This window comes from Microbulbifer mixtoriginis (SeqCode) (assembly GCF_052467515.1).
Window position 1 is genome coordinate 1,973,379 of sequence record NZ_CP174314.1, and the last position, 17,664, is coordinate 1,991,042.

Here is a 17,664-nt window from a genome sequence, read left to right on the forward strand (position 1 = left end):
ATTATTCATGTCAGCATGATGAGAGTGTGGGCCGGTTATCCGGCCCTTTTTTTTGCATGAGTTTTTCTTAATTGAATAAAGTGGCGTGGATTAGGTCGTGTAGTTCTGCAAGCTCTTAGGAATACGCCTAAAACTGCGTATGATGATTTCAATAGAACTGAATTCTATCGTAGTTGATAATTGATATGACAATATTTGCAGGTGAAGTATCTCTGGAAGAGTTACAGCAGCGGGTTCTTTTAGCTTATCAAAAGGTGCGGGGGGAGACAGAGTGTCTTGCTGCACCTTTATCTGTCGAGGATATGCAGCTACAGTCGATGCCGGATGCGAGCCCAACCAAGTGGCACCTGGCGCACACCAGCTGGTTTTTTGAAACATTCTTACTCGCTCCTTACCTCCCCAATTACCAGCTCTTTGACCCGCATTTTCACCATCTTTTTAATTCCTACTACAACAGTTTGGGTACCCCATACTCCAGACCGCAAAGGGGGGTAATCTCCAGGCCTGGAATTGAGCGCATCTACGCTTATCGCCAGTTTGTAGATACGGCAATAGAACAGCTGTTAGATATAGCCCCCATTACTTCAACCATTAGTGCTTTGCTGGATCTTGGCCTCAATCATGAGCAGCAACACCAGGAATTACTGCTGACTGATATCAAGCATGCTCTATCGATGAACCCAATGGCACCTGCTTATTGTGATAATACTCAAGAAGAAGAAGCTGAGAGTGTTGCTGCACTTTGCTGGCTGGAAATACCCGGCGGATTCTATGGTATCGGTAGTGATGGGGAGGATTTCTTTTTTGATAATGAAGGGCCTGTACACCAACAGTTTCTGCCCGACTTTTCAATTGCTTCACGTTTAGTCAGTAACGCTGAATATCTGGAGTTTATTGAGGATGGAGGCTATCAACAGCATCGCCTGTGGTTGTCGGATGGTTGGTCACTGGTGCAAAAGAACGATCAGAAACATCCTTTGTATTGGCGTGAAACGAAAGACGGTTGGCAGCAATATACGTTACATGGGTTACAACCGCTGAATGGTTTTGAACCTGTGCATCACCTTTCGTTTTATGAGGCGGATGCCTTTGCCACCTGGGCCGGCAAAAGACTGCCAACAGAATTTGAGTGGGAGGCAGCGGCTTGTCACTTGCGACAAGTAAATCAGCTTGCCAGTGCCAACTTGTTGGAAAAACGTTATCTGAAGCCCTTGGCGGCTCAAAATGGCCATACCCAGTTCTTGGGGGATTTGTGGGAATGGACTTCTAGTGCTTATTTGCCATACCACGGTTTCAAGGCCCACAAGGATGCAGTTGGCGAGTACAACGGCAAATTCATGTGTAACCAGAAGGTCTTGCGCGGAGGATCCTTCGCAACCCCGTCTGATCATATCAGAATCAGTTACAGGAATTTCTTTTATCCACATCAAGCGTGGCAATTTACCGGTGTCCGATTGGCAGGAGACTAAAGTGAAAGCAGCCGTATCGTCAGTTATTGAGAATCAACTCCAGAATAATGAATTCCTGGAGGATGTTTTGGAAGGGTTAGGGAGAAAAAGAAAGACATTGCCCTGCAAATACTTATACGATGAAGTTGGTTCACGCCTGTTTGAGGAAATCTGCGATTCTCAAGATTACTACCTGACCCGAAATGAGGCGGATATATTTACAACCTATCGGGATGAAATTGCTCAAAAATTTGGACCTGAAACACTGCTGATAGAACCAGGTGCAGGGAATTGTGAGAAGGTAGAAGAGCTTCTTGATGCTATGGATTCCCCCGGGGGCTACTGCCCAATAGATATTTCTCCCGAGATTTTACTGGAGGCAGAAAAACGGATCAAAAAGAGTTTACCGGGAGTCCAGGTGTGGAGTGAGGTGGGTGATTTTTCCCAGTCTGAGGTATGGAATAAGCTTATTCATGTTTCCTCAAGAAAAAAAGTTATCTTTTTTCCAGGGTCCACAATAGGAAATTTTGAGCCATTGGAGGCGGAGCGCCTCTTGAAGTTGTTTGCCTCGAACCTTAGTGCTGGTGATGGCTTATTGATTGGTACAGACCTAGTCAAGGATTCTGTGATTTTAGAGCGAGCCTATAACGATAGTGATCACGTTACTGAGCGGTTTAATCTGAACCTTCTGCAAAGGATCAATGTTGAGCTAGGAGCAAACTTTGATCTTTCTCTATTCGCGCATCGAGCATTTTACCACCCGTTGCGTCAGCGAGTGGAAATGCACTTGGTTTGTCTTAAAAACCACAGTATTTCTATAGCGGATACATGTATAGACTTTATTGAAGGGGAAACAATCCATACTGAAAATAGTCACAAGTATTCAATTGCTGGATTCAAGAGTTTACTGGCCCGCAGTGGATTTGAGTCCGTTTGCTTTTGGCAGGATTCTGCTAAGACTTATGTGATTCATTACGCTCAGGCTATTTAAAATTTGAATAAAGAGGTGGCAGTTGAAAAGGATTTTTTTATTGCTTCTATTTGCTATCGCACTAGTTGGTGGTGCTATCGCAGAAAGCGGTGATGACGCTGCGGAACTTATTGTTTATAAGCATCCTTTATGTTTTTGCTGTAAAAAATGGATGGCGCACCTAAAGGAAAAGGACTTCACGGCCACCTCTGTTTTTAAAGTGAATATGCAGGAGGTTAAACGGAAATGGGGTATTCCTAGAGGAATGGAAGGCTGCCACACAGCGGTATGGCGCGATCAGTATGTTTTTGAGGGGCATGTTCCGGCTATTTATATCCAGAATTTTCTGGCCTCACCTCCAGAGGGTAGTGTGGGGCTAATAGTTTCAGGGATGCCGGTTGGGAGCCCTGGAATGGAAGATGGTGAAAAATTCGAACCTTATAATATCTATTTGTTGCTCCAAAATGGCGATTACCGTTTATACGCGCGTATAGAGAAACCTAAAAAAGCTTAAGTATATCTAAATGGCTTCTTTTTGACTCACTACTGTAGGTTTTGTTGCTGTTTACTGCCAGGATGCATACCAGAGAATCCAGATATAACTTATCAGTACGCTTATAAAACTGACTGGCAGCATCAGGTAAAAGAATTGCCAGAAATTAAAAGGCTTTACCCCGAATTTCTCTGCCTGCTGTAGCACGATAACATTACTGGCCGCGCTAATAATAAACAGGTTGCCGGCAACTGTAGATATTGCGGAAAGCATCATTAAGGTTTGGGGGTCACGTTGATGCAAAAGGTTAAGGTAGATCTCTACTACAGGTACATTGGAGAATAGCTGGCTTGCAAAGAAGCTGACAAAAGCTACGGTCTCTGGTTCTGCTAAATCAATATTGCCCATTTTCAGGAAGTGCTGGAGAGAGCCAGATTGTAGCAGTGATCCGGTTACAACAAACATAGAAACAAAGAAAAAAAGAGTAGGCCAGTCTACCTCTCTTAATATCCGTCTGCGTTCATGGCTGGCCAAATATATCGGCAAGCAAGCGGCTAGCCCGATTTGCCCAATACTTGGGTGATATATGCCATCCACGTTGTGTAGGATGCTGGCAAGGACAATAAAGATTAATAATAGGGCTGCAGATAAAAGTGCCGGCCACTTTTGCGTAACCTTTTCCGTCTCCCTGTACTCTTTACTAGCTTCGTAATTGATTATATCGCTGGTTTTGAAAAAACGTTTCAGCCATAGCATGGACAGAAACATAGTGACGATAGCGGGTACAAGAGTCCACTGGGCAAAAACGACAAACATATTGTCGAAGCTCCCTGCGTTGGCAATCAGTATGTTTTGAGGATTGCCTACGGGGGATACCATGCTGCCAATTGTGACTGTTGCACAGAGTGTAATCAGGAGTGGAATCAGTCCCCATTTCATATTCCGTGCAAGTACAATTGCAATGGGTACACCGATTACAGCAGCGGCATCATTGGTAAGAAGGGCTGCACAAATTGCCATTACGAGGATATAACTTGTTAATACAAGACTTGGATGCTTGATTGAAAGAATCCGATGACTGATTTGTGCGGATATCCCTGTATCGTACAGGGCTGAGGCAATAGAGAAGACCGAGAATAAATATAATATCAGATCCCAATCTATGGCCCAGAAAGCCTCTCTAAAGGTAATTTGACGCATGAGCAGCAAAGCGATCGCACCAAGGGTCATAATATGCCAGATGCGAATCGTGGAGGGGAGCCACTGCCGGGCAGCAATCATTAAGAAGATGATCGTCGATACTATCAGGCTAAGGGACATTGGCGCAGCCTCGGATGTCGTCTCTGCTTACTGCTACTCTAAAAATCATTCTCCGCTTCTTTTACTTGGTGTCAGGGCATCCACCTGGGCTGATAAATCCCACAATAAGACTTATCTATGAGTTTAAACAAGCCTCTTCTTTTTACGAACTTCTTCGCGGGAGATGTGGTTGCAGGTTTAGGTCCTTATTTGGCGATATACCTGTTGTCAGCTATGCACTGGAAGCCAGGGGATATTGGCATTGTTTTAGCTATTGGTGGCATCACCACGGTTTTATTACAAACACCCGCAGGGGCTTTTATCGATAGCACCCGCTTTAAGCGTATGCTAATAGCAACTTGCGGAATCATTATTGCGATTGTCTCTATCGCTATTGTTGCACTGGCCAATCACAAACCTGTCATTTATGGCTCCCAGTTGTTAATGGGGGCGGCTATTGCTTTCGTGGCTCCCTCTATTGCAGCCATTACTCTGGGAGTTTGTAGTGATAAGACTTTTACATTACAGACAAGTGCTAACCAGGCGGCCAATCATGCGGGCAATGTATTTGCTGCGGCGATTGCTGGAATTGTAGCGCTAACGATCGCTGCGGAAGGGGTTTTCTGGTTGATGGCCGTTATGGGCGTATTAATGGCTATCTCAGTTGGATTTATTCCTGCTCATTCAATTGATCATATTCGAGCACGGGGAGGTGAACGGCGCGATGTTTCGGGAAAAAGGGAGCCTGCCGGTTTTTCTGTATTGCTTACCGATAAACGCCTGATCGCTTTGGCTGTGAGTGTTTTTCTATTCCATTTTGGCAATGCGGCTATGTTGCCTCTGGTCAGCCAGAAGCTGTCACTCAATTCGAATGTTAACCAGGCCATTGCTTTTACCTCTGCCTGCATAATTGCTGCGCAATTTTGGATGATGTTGATGTCGCTAATGTGTGCAGCCAAAGCCGATGCCTGGGGACGTAAAGTTATCTTTATGATCGGTTTTTGTATTAACCCAATTCGTGCGCTCTTGTTTATGTCTACAGATAACCCTTTCTTTTTAGTGGCTATACAGTCGTTAGACGGTGTGGCCAACGGCATCTTTGGGGTGATCATCATTCTGATGTGCGCCGATCTTACTAAGGGTACAGGACGCTTCAACATTACTCAGGGCGCCATGGCTGCTTTAGTCGGAATTGGTTCTGCCTGCAGTAATTTCTCGGCAGAATATGTTGTTCAGTACTTCGGGTATAACGCCGCGTTCTTATCGCTGGCGGGGATTGCAACTATTGCCGCAACCTTCTTTCTGATCTTCGTGCCTGAAACCATGTCCAAAACTAAGGTTCAGCTGCAGTAATAACACACGATACCCGTCGCCTATCCCAACATATGTCCTCGCAGGCTATATACTGATGATATTCGCGCAATACTTTCGAGGGATAGCTACCCCTCATGCTTCGCGAAGCCAGCTCTGCTTGGTCTCTATATAGAAGTGCCTAAATTGAGCAGAGTAGGGCAGGTAAATAGCAATAGCGGAATCCGGTATATGACTGATCAGTTTATCCCCGCCACAGGCCTTGGAAACTGTCATATTCAAACCGTCTTTGGCCGTGTGCATCGCCCAGCTCCATGGATAGAAACCCAGTGCCGTTGGTATGAAACACCGGACGGGGATTGTCTCGCACTACTCACTCCTCGCCCTTTGGTTGATGACCCTGAACTCCCATTAGTCTTGATTCTCCATGGTCTGGGTGGCTCGGTGGCTTCTCCCTATGTCCAGGGCATGATGGAATCCTTACTCGCACGCCGCTACCAGGTTGCTGTCATGCACTTCCGCGGTTGTGGGGGTGTGCCAAACAGGTTGCCCCGGGCATACCACAGTGGAGATAGTGAGGATCCACGTTGGTTGGTAGAACAGCTGAGGGGGGAGTTACCCCTGACCCCAATTACGGTGGTGGGTTACTCGTTGGGTGGCAATGTACTGCTTAAGATGTTGGGGGAGGATGGAACCTGCAGCCCGGTGGCTGCGGCGGTGGCGATATCTTCTCCAATGGATCTCCATGCGTGTAGTCGCAAGATTAATACTGGCCTTTCCAGACTTTACCAGCGCCATCTTTTGAGTTGCCTGCGCCTCACTCTCAAACAAAAGGCGCAAGACCCTTGTATGGCGGCAGCTCTGCCAAATGTGGATGATGCTACGGTCTTTGCCAACTTCCGGCGCTTTGACAACACTTTTACCGCGCCCTTGCATGGGTTCCGGGATGTTGATGACTATTACACCAAGGCATCTAGCAAGCATCTTTTAAGGGAAATTGGGGTGCCAACGATGATCGTAAATTCTGTGGATGACCCCTTCGTTTGTCCATCGGCTATTCCCGAGAAGAGAGAAGTGAGCTCCATGGTGCAGTTAGAAGTCACTTTACAGGGGGGGCATGTGGGATTTGTTGGGGGGTCTGTGTGGCGGCCGAATTATTGGCTCGAACATAGAGTCCCTAAATTTCTCGACTTTGTCATTCGGCGGAATAGAGCTTGAATACTCGGCGTCGCTGTTACGACGCCGAGTATTTGGGTCAACGGTTAGCAGCACTGACTACCAGTGTCGCTACTGCTTATTGAAGGGTTAGTAGCCCCCTCAGAGAAAGGCATCTCTCGACCGCAACCGGGAAATAAACCGAAGTGCTGGGAGAAGTCACCGATAAAGTCAAAGTGGGGAGCTAAGCGCGTCTCTGCCAGCATTTTCCAAGTATTACCGCAGACAGAAAACACACGTCCCTTCTCAATCCGGTGGTGTCCATCCAATACAAATTCAGTCGGTTGTTCTGGAATGCTCCCCTTATAAACTACAGCCTGGCCATAGTCTTCACAGTCCTTTTCCAAGCCTGTCAGTTTGAAAAGACGGTAGCTGGCGGAGTAAAAGCGAACACTGCCACAGCGGGCAAGCAAAAGCGCATTGGTCACTTCCAGTGGGCGACTTTCCACCAGGCGGCTGTCGCGGAAGCCGCTGGCCTGGGCCAGTTCGAGGAAATCGTTCCAGTAGAGAGCGCCACCCAGGCACTCGCCGATGAGTTCCGGATCTGTGCGCAGGGTGTCAGGGACGCGCCTATCGGCATACACATCGGAAAAGTAAAACTCCCCACCTTCCTTTAATAATTGATATAGGCCTCGTAACACGGCCCCTTTGTCGGTAGAGAGGTTCACGACACAATTGGAGACAATAACATCGAAACTACCCGGTTCCAGGCCGAGTTCATCCAGTTTTTCGATATAACCATGCAGAAAGGTGATGTTGTCATAACCAAACTTTTCCGCATGATAACCCTGGTGCTGGCGGGCAACTTGTAGTTGTTCATCGGTCATGTCAATACCGACCACTTCACCGCTTGCTCCCACGAGTTGGGAGAGGAGGTAGACATCGCGACCTGAACCACAGCCAAGATCGAGAACCCTGCAGCCTTCTAAAAGCGGGGGGCACACGAGCCCGCAACCGTAATAGCGGGATAGGACTTCTGGATGTATATTGGCTAGTAGCGGCTTCAGCCAACTTGGCACCGCACTGGCATCGCAGCAGGCATCAGTTTTGAGATCTGATGTGCTTTTAAGCTGGCGTCCGTAGTAGTCCTGAACAATATCATGCATGGAGCATACCTTTCGCAGAGTGATTTTCCTTTCGGGCGCTGGGCGCCATTCGAGGGTTATTTTTTACCTGTCCTTTCTTTTTGTAACAAGTCCCGCTGCTTCACGACTAATAACTTTGTGATTGTGTTGTTAGTACCGGCAGAGGGAATTAAGTTGCCTTTTGGTGTCAGGGTGAGCTGGCTGTTAGATAATTCTCGCTTTTTAGTTAATATCGCCGGTCTCCGCTTCGATTTTATGAGGGAACGTAGTTGAGCGATTACCTTGCCCCTGATGCTTCGCCTGAACCAAGAGTTGAGGAATCCTTGCAGAACCCCCAGTTTCTGGTGGATCTGCGCCAGCAGATGCTTCGTTTTGCCAGCTTGCAGTTGCAGGATGCCCAATTGGCTGAAGATGCTGTGCAAGAGGCCCTTATGGGAGCCCTGAAAAACTCCCGCAGCTTTACCGGGCGATCGGCCTTGAAAACCTGGGTGTTTGCCATCTTGAAGAATAAGATTGCCGACATTTTGCGACAACGGCAGCGCTTTGTTGATGCAGACCAGCTGGTGCGTGGGGATCGCGAGGAGCACGATCACGACGAGTTATTTGATCAAACCGGCCACTGGAGAAAGGATGAGCGACCAAAGAAATGGGCAGACCCCGAGTCGGCTATTCACGACAAGCATTTTTGGCGAATCTTCGATGCATGCCTCAATCATCTGCCTTCCCGCCAGGCGCAAATTTTTATGATGCGAGAGTTCATTGAGCTGGAGAGCCACGAGATCTGTGCCGCAGCAGAGATTTCGGTGAGCAACTTAAATGTGACACTGCACCGGGCGCGCCTGCGATTACGTGAATGCCTGGAAGATAACTGGTTTGGCGTGGAGGGCTGAGTCAATGAAATCGTGCCGGGAAGCTACGCGGTTGATGTCGGAGTCCCAGGAGCGCAGGCTGCACTTGCGAGAGCAGGCCAGCCTTAAGCTGCATTTGGCAATGTGCGCCCCATGTAGGAACTTTGGCAAACAGCTCAGCATCCTCCGTGGTATCAGTAAATCCTATGCCGAGGGTGGGCCGGAAAGAACAGAGGACTAACTTTCCTATAAGTCTCCCAGCGCCATAAACCCAACAGGGAGTTTCAGTTAGGCGCTGGAAGAATTTCAAGCTATCGCCGCGGCCGCCGTGGTGCTCCTACATGCCGATAGGCGATATGCCCTGCCACGAAATGGGGTTGATACCAATAAGACCCACATCGCTCATAGGTCACATTACCGACCGTCACACTGACACAGCTGGGAGGTAGTGTGTAGAGCCAGCCACCAACACCCACAGCAGTAACCCCCCAATATCTAGGGCCGGGATAGGGCCAGTGTCGAGGGCGCCAGGGTGGAGGGTAAGGAGGGTGACGGTGGTGCCCCGGGCGAATGGGGTGGAATGGTGGATGGTTTGGAAACCTGCGCTCAAAGTCCCCCCGTGCAAATTCGCCGTGGAAGCCTCCTCCGGGTCCTGGGCGAACCGCATTGAAGTGTCCACCCACATTAAAATGCGCGCCGCGTCCACCAAAATGCTCGCGCGCCTCCACCTGAGAGCTGAACACTGCGGCGAGCAGAGTTCCGGAGAGTAATAGTGGTGCCGCCCATAGTGACAAGGCTCGCGACTTACGATGCTTAGCATGGATCATTGTGGCGCCTCCTGCTTGTTTGGCTCAGCCTTTTTAAACGGGATTTGTTTGTGCTTCCCGGTAGCTGGAGTGAACTCTTTTGCCGCTTCTGGTTTGGCCTTCATCCATTTAAGTGTCGCGATAAAGCGCGGCTTGGCTGGATCGCGGGTATTAACGGTGGATATCCGAAGTGGTAGGGGCATATCGCCAACCTGGATCCAGATCTCCCAGTCCAGGTTTTCCGAACGGAAAGCCCAGTGCTTGGTACGTTGCCCGTTAACTTTGGGAGAGTTAACCAGAAAGCCCTCCTTGATCCCTGCCCAGGCGTCCGGTTTGCGCCCCCATTCCAGAAGGTCTGCAAAAGGTACTTCAATGCCGTATTCCTTTGCTGCCTTGGAGAGTACTTGGGAGGTGGGTTGAGAGGCCTCCATTTCGGCAAAATAACCATTGCGCGGGGCAATCATGGTGAACTTGCCACCATTGTGAATAAAGTTCCGAGTAATTGAATCAGTAGTCATATCCACGCGCAGTTTATCTGGTGGCATTGCCATGTATCTGACTTTGCCCCCGATCAATAACTTTTGCTCATTCTCAAGTACTACATCGGCAAAAATTCTGGCTTTGAACATCAGCATCTTCATGCTCGCCAGGTATTTTCCCATTGCCTTCAGTGCCTCCATGGCTTTGGGATCAATAGCTTCACCATTTTGGTCAACTCCCGCCAGGGACTGAGCGCTTTGCCCTTGTCCAGATGAGGTATCTGGTGGTGAAGAGGGTTGACCTTGACCGGTTGTGTCTCCCGGTGGCGCAGGGGGTTGGCCCTGACCGTTAGTATTGTCACTAGGAGCCGGGGGCTGGCCCTGCGGTGGATTGTTTGAGCCCCCCTGCTGGTCCTGGGTTGGCGGACTACCTGGCTGAGGCGGTGGGGGAGTGGGCTGTGCAACTACGGCCGGAATTAAGGCTATTGACACAGCAAGAAGCATTGCTCTGGTGTGGCAGCCAAGTGGATGAGGGGCAAGCATATACAGATACCTCCCGGTACAAACTCAAGTTAATGGCATCAAAATCAGTGTAGAGGAGTTGAGGGTGACCAAATGGACAGGGGGCTCACTTTGCTGACTAGGGCTTCTATTTCTCAAAGCCGTTGGCGGTGCGCAAATTCTGAGAGGGTTTTCTGTTTGAGCTATCCTGACATGTTTGCTAGAGTCCAGAATAAGATTTTGTGGTCCCCTTGTTCATATGAACCTAGTTAGGCTGTCTTTTTTATTGATCGCACTGCTGGTCTTCCAGACCGCAGGGGCTTTCTATGACAGTCATGAAGAACTGCAGGATGTAACCGAGCATCTACTTCCCCACCATCTGGACCAATCTGATCTCAATAGTGAATTCACTTCGCCGGAACTTGGCGAGGTGGTTCAAGTTTCGCTCCCTGTCGATGAGCCCGCGCAACAGTCACCACTTCTCGACTTTTGTAATCACTGTTGCCACTGCCATGGCAGTACCGTTGCCGGACTGCTCGGACAGTCATTCCAACCCTTTCTCTGGGGTACCATTTCTTATCGTGAAGTGATTAATGTCGCGGTACCCAGCGGTTACTTCTCTCCCTTACTGCGCCCACCTATAACCCAAGTCTGATCGATCTATTACTGCGTGAGTTAAGAGAGTCGCAAGACCCAACTCACGTATATGGGATGTGATTTGGGAGATATCCATGGATTTGTTTCACACGCTCATTGCGAGTGTGATTCGTCGCCTTGCCGCCTGGCTATTGGTGATGGCGATATTGTGTTTGCCTGTGCAACCTGTATTTGCACAGGAGGGGGACTTGCTAACACTACCGGATGCGATAGGGCTTACGCTTGCGCAGAATCCGGAGCTTGCAGTTTTTCCATTGCAGAAAAGGGGTTTGGATGGTGCCGGGCAGACTGCGGCACTAAAGCCGGAGATGGAGCTGGGTGTTGAGGCCGAGTACAAGCACTTCAATGAAGGTGACTCGGACAATACTCCAGATCCAGAGGATGATGCCGACAATGAGTTTGAGCTGACGGTAACTCTTTCTTCAGTCGTGGAGCTGGGCAATAAACGCCAGGCTCGTATAGATGTTGTCAATGCGCAGCGCGACCTGCTAATCGCCGATGAGCAGGCTAAGGCTTTGGATCTGTTGGCGGAAGTGATCCGCCGCTATACCCAGGTCTTGGCCGCCCAAGAGCTGGTGGTTTTGGCGGAAGAGAAAGTCGCGCTGGCACGTGAGGCTTTGAGCGCTGTAAGCGCGCGGGTCAGTGCTGCGGCCAGCCCCGTCTCAGAGCGTATGCGTGCGGAGTCTTCTCTGGCAAAAGCGGTCCTCGCACAACAGATGGATCAGAGCATGCTGGTGTACTACAAGCATGCGCTCTCGGCACTCTGGGGGCAGCCAGCCCAAAGTTATCGCGTGGACACCGCTGAGCTTTATCGCTTTGATCCGGGTGCAAGTTTTGAGGCGCTTTATGAAAGAGCCCAGGCAAACCCTGCGATAGCACGGTTTGCTTCTGAAGAGCGTTTGCAAGCCTCCCGGCTACGCCTGACCCAGGCGAATTCCAGACCGGATGTTGGATGGTATGCAGGTCTTCGTGTGAATCCGGCAGTTAATGAAACTGCAGTCCAAGCGGGTTTCAGCGTCCCCCTATTTACCGCCAAACGTAATCGCGGTGCTGAGCTAACGGCAATGACAGAGCTGGATGAGGTCATGCTGCGTCGTGAGGCAGCACTTTTGCAGCTCTACCCACAGCTTTTTCTCGCAGTGACCAGCCGTGAACAGGCTCTGGGCACTGTCTCCACCTTGCAAGACTCTGTAATCCCCAAGCTGCGCCAGGCTTTAACTGAAGTGGATCGCGCTTACCGCCGGGGTAGGGATTCCTATGTAGACCTGATTTCTGCCCGGGATGAATTGTTGAGTGCCGAGCGAGCCCGCATTGAAGCGGCGCGATCCGTACTTCTTTTCGGCGCAGAAATTGAACAGCTGACCGCCGGGCCCTTAGGGCCCATGAGCGTCGATAGCAGTAAATAATTTTGGATTGAAATATGAGTGAGTCAACTAAAGCGAATCAGCTGGCGATACTGTTCCTTTCCCTGTTTCTCTTGGGGAATTGGTTGGTGCCCCAAAGCTATGCAAGTGGTGATCATAGTGATAGCCATGATGAGCACGGCGAGCATGAGGTAGAGAAAGGCCCAAATGGAGGCCGTTTATTGGAAAAGGGTGATCTGTCAGTTGAACTGCTTATTTATGAGCGAGGCATTCAGCCGGAATTTCGCGCTTGGATTTCTCGGGGAGATAAGCCTCAGGAAAATGCTCGCCTTGCCGTAGAGTTAAAGAGACTCGGTGGGAAAGTGGATCGTATCTCATTTACCTGGGAGCAACGCAACGGGTATTACCGCGGAGAAGGTGCTGTAGGGGAGCCGCATTCTTTCGATGTTGCTGTTTCTGTTCTTCATAACGGGGAGCGAGCAGAATGGAGTTACGAATCCCATGAAGGCCGTGTACAAATCTCTGAGGAAATGGCAATAAAAGCCGGCATTGAAACTACTGTTGCTGGCTCCGGCACAATAAAAGAGAGTGTCACTCTATACGGTAAAACAGCCGTTGATCACCGCAGCCTTAGCCATGTGCGCGCACGCTACCCGGGAACTCTGGTCACTATCGAAAAAGCACTGGGTGATTTGGTAGAAAAAGGGGAAAAACTCGCTACGATTGAATCCAATGACAGCCTGCAAACTTACCCGCTGGTTGCGCCTATTAGCGGCCAGATAATCGATAAACAAGCCAGCCGTGGTGAGTTTAGTGGTGAGCGAGTCCTGTTTACTATCGCCAATTACAATCAATTGTGGGCTGAACTACAGGTATTCCCCACTCGCCGTGGCCAGATCAGTCGCGGCCAAAAAGTATCCATTAAAGCTGGAGAGAGAACTTTCGATTCAACCATTGCTAGCCTCGCTCCCGGCGGTAATGGCCAGCCCTTCGCGATTGCAAGAGCGGTAATTGAGAATCCTAACGATCTTTGGACAACCGATTTAATGGTTCAGGGCCAAGTGGTAACCAGTGAAAGCCCTGTACCTCTCGTGGTGGAAAATCGGGCTCTGCAGCCATTTCGCAATTGGACAGTGGTATTTGTCAAGGTGGGCGAAGCCTACGAAATTCGCCCGCTCAAGCTTGGGCGTACCGATGGCAAAGTAACGGAAGTGCTGAGTGGTCTCAAAGCGGGGGATCGCTATGTCACTGAGAACAGCTATCTGATCAAAGCGGATATCGAAAAATCCGGCGCTGCACATAACCACTAATTGAGGCCAGAAGATGATTGAAGGCATCCTGCGCTTCTCAATTGAGCGGCGTTTTTTCGTGCTGTCCCTGATCTTTGTATTGGTGGGGCTGGGGATTTGGAGTTACCAGAAACTACCGATTGATGCGGTCCCCGATATTACCAATGTCCAGGTACAGATTAATACTGAGGCCCCCGGATACTCGCCATTAGAAGCTGAGCAACGGATTACCTACCCGGTGGAGGCAGCTCTTGCCGGTCTCCCCAACTTGGAATACACCCGTTCGATTTCCCGCTATGGGCTATCTCAGGTCACTGTGGTTTTTAAGGAGGGGACTGATCTCTATTTTGCCCGTAATTTAATTAACAGTCGCCTCGGTGCCATAAAGAGCAATTTACCCCCGGAGCTGGAGCCCGAGATGGGGCCTATTGCCACCGGTCTTGGTGAGATCTTTATGTACACAGTGGAGGCAAACCCCGGCGCTACCCAGCCGAACGGGCAGCCCTACGATGCCACGGCACTGCGGGAAATTCAGGATTGGATTATCAAGCCGCAATTGTCTTTGGTGCCCGGTGTTACAGAAGTGAATACCATTGGTGGCTACAACAAACAGTATCACGTTACTCCCAATCCTCGGCAGATGCTCAACTTTGGTCTTTCCATGGAAGATATCGCCGAAGCCCTGCGTCGGAATAACGAGAGTCGAGGTGCCGGCTACCTGGAGAATAATGGTCGTCAATTATTAGTGCGCTCACCAGGCCAGTTACAAGGTATCGCCGAAATTGAAGATGTAGTGATTACCAGTCGCAGTGGGGCGCCGGTTAAAGTTTCGGACGTGGCGGAAGTGGCTATCGGAAAGGAACTGCGTACCGGCGCTGCCACGCGTGATGGTGTAGAAACGGTACTGGGTACCGCCATGATGCTGGTGGGGGAGAACTCCCGAGAGGTAGCCCGCAATGTTGCGGTTGCCTTGGAGGGAGTAAAGTCTACCGTGCCGGAGGGTATTAAGGTAGAAGCGGTTTACGACCGCACCACTCTGGTAGATAAAGCCATTGCTACGGTACAGAAAAACCTTATCGAGGGGGCGTTACTGGTTGTTGTAGTGTTGTTCCTGCTACTGGGGAATATTCGAGCAGCTTTTATCACCGCAGCAGTAATTCCGCTTTCTATGCTCGCCACAATTTTCGGCATGGTGCAAACCGGTGTTTCCGCAAACTTGATGAGTCTTGGTGCTCTAGACTTCGGATTGATTGTCGATGGGGCGGTGATTATTGTCGAGAATGCCATTCGCAGACTTGCCGAAGCCCAGGGCCGTAAAGGCGGCAAGTTGCCCTTGCAAGAGCGACTGGAACTGGTTTTTCAAGCCACTAACGAAGTTATTCGCCCAAGCTTGTTTGGTGTGTTGATTATCACGGTGGTGTATATACCATTGTTCACCTTAACCGGTGTGGAAGGCAAGATGTTCCACCCCATGGCTGCTACTGTAGTAATGGCTTTGCTGGCTGCGCTGGTACTTTCACTGACAGTTGTACCGGCAGCGGTTGCTGTTTTCCTCACAGGCAAAATCAGTGAGAAAGAAAACAAGCTGATCGTTGCTACCAAATCTCTTTATAAGCCACTGCTAATCGCTGCGATGAAAGTGCGCTGGCTGGTACTTTCCGGGGCTCTTGCACTGGTACTTTTTTGTAGCTGGCTTGCAACCACCCTGGGCTCGGAATTTATTCCTCAATTGAATGAGGGAGATATCGCACTACACGCCTTGCGGATTCCCGGCACCGGTTTGGAGCAATCGGTCGAGATGCAGCGCTTGTTGGAACAGCGAATTAAAGAATTTCCTCAGGTAGACAAAGTATTCGCAAAGATAGGCACACCAGAAGTGGCCACAGACCCAATGCCCCCCAATGTGGCCGATAATTTTGTGATCCTAAAACCCCGGAGCCAGTGGCCTAATCCGAAACTACCTCAAGAGCAACTGGTAGCAGAGCTTGAAGAAGCTGTGCGTCAGTTGCCAGGTAACAACTACGAATTTACTCAGCCAATTCAGATGCGCTTTAACGAACTGATTTCCGGGGTGCGTGCAGATCTGGGCATCAAAGTATTCGGCGATGATCTGGATCAGCTGGTGGCCTCCGCTAATGAAATCCTCGGTGTGCTCAATGGTATTGAAGGGGTTGCCGATGCGAGGGTAGAGCAGGTAGAGGGACTGCCGGTTCTCTCTGTTGTGCCCAAGCGAATCGCACTTGCCCGTTACGGTATTGATCTGAAAACACTGCAGGATTTAGTATCCACCGCGATTGGTGGGGAGGAGGCCGGATTGATTTACGAAGGAGACCGTCGTTTCCAATTGGTAGTCCGCCTGCCGGAGGAACTACGTCGTGATTACGAAAGTCTCGGTGATTTACCTGTGCCGTTACCCGCCGGTAGTCCACTGGGTAGCTATGTGCCATTGTCTGAAGTTGCCAGTTTGGAGATGACGCCAGCTCCAAATCAAATAAGCCGTGAAAATGGTAAGCGACGTGTGGTGGTAACAGCCAACGTGCGCGACCGTGATCTGGGTTCTTTTGTGGAAGAGGCGAGGGCGAGTATCAAGCAGCAGGTATCCCTGCCAGCAGGATATTGGCTTGCCTATGGGGGTACCTTCGAACAGCTGGAATCCGCAAGTACCCGCTTGTCAATCGTAGTGCCGTTAACGTTGCTTATCATTCTCGGCTTACTGGTAATGGCTTTTGGATCGTTTAAGGATGCCCTGATTATCTTTACCGGAGTCCCCTTGGCGTTGACTGGGGGTGTCCTGGCTCTATGGATGCGTGGTATGCCACTGTCGATCTCTGCAGGAGTTGGCTTCATCGCCCTATCAGGTGTGGCAGTCTTAAATGGCCTGGTAATGCTCTCTTTTATCCGTCAATTACGCCAGCAAGGAGGTGGGCTTTTCACTTCAATTATCGATGGCGCCATGACCCGTCTGCGTCCGGTGTTGATGACTGCATTGGTGGCCAGCCTCGGCTTTGTGCCTATGGCTTTGAATGTAGGTACAGGAGCTGAAGTGCAAAGACCCCTAGCAACGGTAGTGATTGGGGGAATTATTTCTTCGACATTGTTGACGTTATTTGTATTGCCACTGCTTTATCGGATTGTACATGGAAGAGAGGAGGCTAATAGGGACACAAGGATAGCCGAATAAACTGATCAGCTTACTCATACTACCTCAGGGAGTTAGAGTTAGTATGAGTAGGGCTCCTATTGCAAACCATACGATAGCTGACAAATATGCCATTATTCTGTCTGGCTTAAATATACTGGGGCTACGACTCTTTGAATCGTAAGTGATTTTTTAGTAGTCATAGTTTTCAACGTAATTTACTTTGTATCTGAAATTTTGAGTGTCCAAACAAAGTTGGGGAATTCAAAATGACTGAAAGTTACTGGAAATTTAAACCGTTTGTAGGGGTGTTTTTGGGCGCTGCTTGGTTCACATCCCTGGTCCTTGGTCTTAAATTTTGGGAGATGACACACACAGCAACATTATTTCCAAGCTTACCTAGAGCAATGCAATTTGCTCTAGTCTTGTCTTTAACTGGAGTAATAATATTTGTATTAGCAGAGCTCATCGTTTTAAGGTTTCAAATTAATCAGAATAAATGTTTTCAGCACCTCGAAAGGTGCTGGACTCTATACTTGCTCGCTATATTAATTTTTACTTACTTTGTGGCTCATTTGCCGAATTCTAATGAGCATGTAGAGGCTCCTCTAATAGCATTAGCTGCCGCACTCATGTTGTTATTCTTGGGTATTTGTATTGATATAGTGATGTTCAATCTATATAGGTGGGTGGCACTAATTAAGAATTAAAAAAATAAAGCGTCGCTAGCCATCAAGTCATTTATTTGGCGATACTCTCA

General features: G+C 49.3%; 16 protein-coding genes. 12 read left to right on the forward strand and 4 right to left on the reverse strand.

Annotated elements, in window-relative coordinates:
- Window positions 1-185 precede the first annotated feature (185 nt).
- Genes egtB through ACJJIT_RS08525 form a run of 3 tightly spaced genes read left to right on the forward strand, consistent with a single transcriptional unit; the run spans window position 186 to window position 2,932 of the window.
- Entirely contained in the window at window positions 186-1,469 is a 1,284-nt protein-coding gene (gene egtB / locus ACJJIT_RS08515) for an ergothioneine biosynthesis protein EgtB (RefSeq protein ID WP_444900644.1), read from the forward strand.
- A 1-nt stretch (window position 1,470) separates the two neighbouring features.
- Complete coding sequence (gene egtD / locus ACJJIT_RS08520) at window positions 1,471-2,439, forward strand: L-histidine N(alpha)-methyltransferase (protein WP_444900645.1); 969 nt, start codon at window positions 1,471-1,473, stop codon at window positions 2,437-2,439.
- Window positions 2,440-2,461: 22 nt separating this feature from the next.
- Window positions 2,462-2,932, forward strand: coding sequence for a DUF411 domain-containing protein (locus ACJJIT_RS08525; RefSeq protein ID WP_444900646.1), 471 nt, complete (start codon window positions 2,462-2,464; stop codon window positions 2,930-2,932).
- Between the two features lie 51 nt (window positions 2,933-2,983).
- Here ACJJIT_RS08525 and ACJJIT_RS08530 read toward each other — a convergent pair whose 3' ends face one another.
- On the reverse strand, window positions 2,984-4,231 hold the full coding sequence (locus ACJJIT_RS08530) for an SLC13 family permease (protein ID WP_444900647.1): 1,248 nt from the start codon (window positions 4,229-4,231) through the stop codon (window positions 2,984-2,986).
- A gap of 117 nt (window positions 4,232-4,348) precedes the next feature.
- On the opposite strand from ACJJIT_RS08530, the gene ACJJIT_RS08535 reads away from it, so the two are divergent.
- Window positions 4,349-5,563, forward strand: coding sequence for an MFS transporter (locus ACJJIT_RS08535; RefSeq protein WP_444900648.1), 1,215 nt, complete (start codon window positions 4,349-4,351; stop codon window positions 5,561-5,563).
- A 189-nt stretch (window positions 5,564-5,752) separates the two neighbouring features.
- Window positions 5,753-6,739, forward strand: coding sequence for a hydrolase (locus ACJJIT_RS08540; RefSeq protein WP_444886315.1), 987 nt, complete (start codon window positions 5,753-5,755; stop codon window positions 6,737-6,739).
- A gap of 44 nt (window positions 6,740-6,783) precedes the next feature.
- On the opposite strand, the gene ACJJIT_RS08545 is transcribed toward ACJJIT_RS08540, so the two are convergent.
- Window positions 6,784-7,842 carry a methyltransferase domain-containing protein gene (locus ACJJIT_RS08545; protein ID WP_444900649.1) on the reverse strand — a complete coding sequence of 353 codons (1,059 nt, stop codon included), beginning with the start codon at window positions 7,840-7,842 and terminating at the stop codon, window positions 6,784-6,786.
- A gap of 248 nt (window positions 7,843-8,090) precedes the next feature.
- Here ACJJIT_RS08545 and ACJJIT_RS08550 point away from each other — a divergent pair, with 248 nt between their 5' ends.
- Together ACJJIT_RS08550 and ACJJIT_RS08555 are read left to right on the forward strand one after the other, a co-directional pair.
- A complete protein-coding gene (locus ACJJIT_RS08550) occupies window positions 8,091-8,711 on the forward strand; it encodes an RNA polymerase factor sigma-70 (protein WP_252081768.1) in 621 nt (206 codons plus the stop codon).
- Between the two features lie 4 nt (window positions 8,712-8,715).
- A complete protein-coding gene (locus ACJJIT_RS08555) occupies window positions 8,716-8,910 on the forward strand; it encodes a zf-HC2 domain-containing protein (protein ID WP_444886313.1) in 195 nt (64 codons plus the stop codon).
- 70 nt (window positions 8,911-8,980) lie between these two features.
- On the opposite strand, the gene ACJJIT_RS08560 is transcribed toward ACJJIT_RS08555, so the two are convergent.
- Both ACJJIT_RS08560 and ACJJIT_RS08565 read right to left on the reverse strand, forming a co-directional pair.
- Window positions 8,981-9,496 (reverse strand): hypothetical protein, encoded by a 516-nt coding sequence (locus ACJJIT_RS08560; protein WP_252081766.1) that lies wholly within the window; start codon window positions 9,494-9,496, stop codon window positions 8,981-8,983.
- Window positions 9,493-10,446, reverse strand: a complete 954-nt coding sequence (locus ACJJIT_RS08565; protein ID WP_444900650.1) for a DUF2092 domain-containing protein — start codon at window positions 10,444-10,446, stop codon at window positions 9,493-9,495. The genes ACJJIT_RS08560 and ACJJIT_RS08565 overlap by 4 nt, the downstream gene beginning before the upstream one ends.
- A 268-nt stretch (window positions 10,447-10,714) precedes the next feature.
- Here ACJJIT_RS08565 and ACJJIT_RS08570 point away from each other — a divergent pair, with 268 nt between their 5' ends.
- The 5 genes from ACJJIT_RS08570 (at window position 10,715) to ACJJIT_RS08590 (ending at window position 17,614) form a co-directional block, all read left to right on the forward strand.
- Entirely contained in the window at window positions 10,715-11,110 is a 396-nt protein-coding gene (locus ACJJIT_RS08570) for a hypothetical protein (protein ID WP_444900651.1), read from the forward strand.
- A 76-nt stretch (window positions 11,111-11,186) separates the two neighbouring features.
- Window positions 11,187-12,518 carry a TolC family protein gene (locus tag ACJJIT_RS08575; RefSeq protein ID WP_444900652.1) on the forward strand — a complete coding sequence of 444 codons (1,332 nt, stop codon included), beginning with the start codon at window positions 11,187-11,189 and terminating at the stop codon, window positions 12,516-12,518.
- 14 nt (window positions 12,519-12,532) lie between these two features.
- Complete coding sequence (locus ACJJIT_RS08580; RefSeq protein ID WP_444900653.1) at window positions 12,533-13,786, forward strand: efflux RND transporter periplasmic adaptor subunit; 1,254 nt, start codon at window positions 12,533-12,535, stop codon at window positions 13,784-13,786.
- Between the two features lie 13 nt (window positions 13,787-13,799).
- Complete coding sequence (locus tag ACJJIT_RS08585) at window positions 13,800-16,946, forward strand: efflux RND transporter permease subunit (protein ID WP_444884744.1); 3,147 nt, start codon at window positions 13,800-13,802, stop codon at window positions 16,944-16,946.
- A gap of 227 nt (window positions 16,947-17,173) precedes the next feature.
- Window positions 17,174-17,614 carry a hypothetical protein gene (locus ACJJIT_RS08590; protein ID WP_444900654.1) on the forward strand — a complete coding sequence of 147 codons (441 nt, stop codon included), beginning with the start codon at window positions 17,174-17,176 and terminating at the stop codon, window positions 17,612-17,614.
- Window positions 17,615-17,664 lie beyond the last annotated feature (50 nt).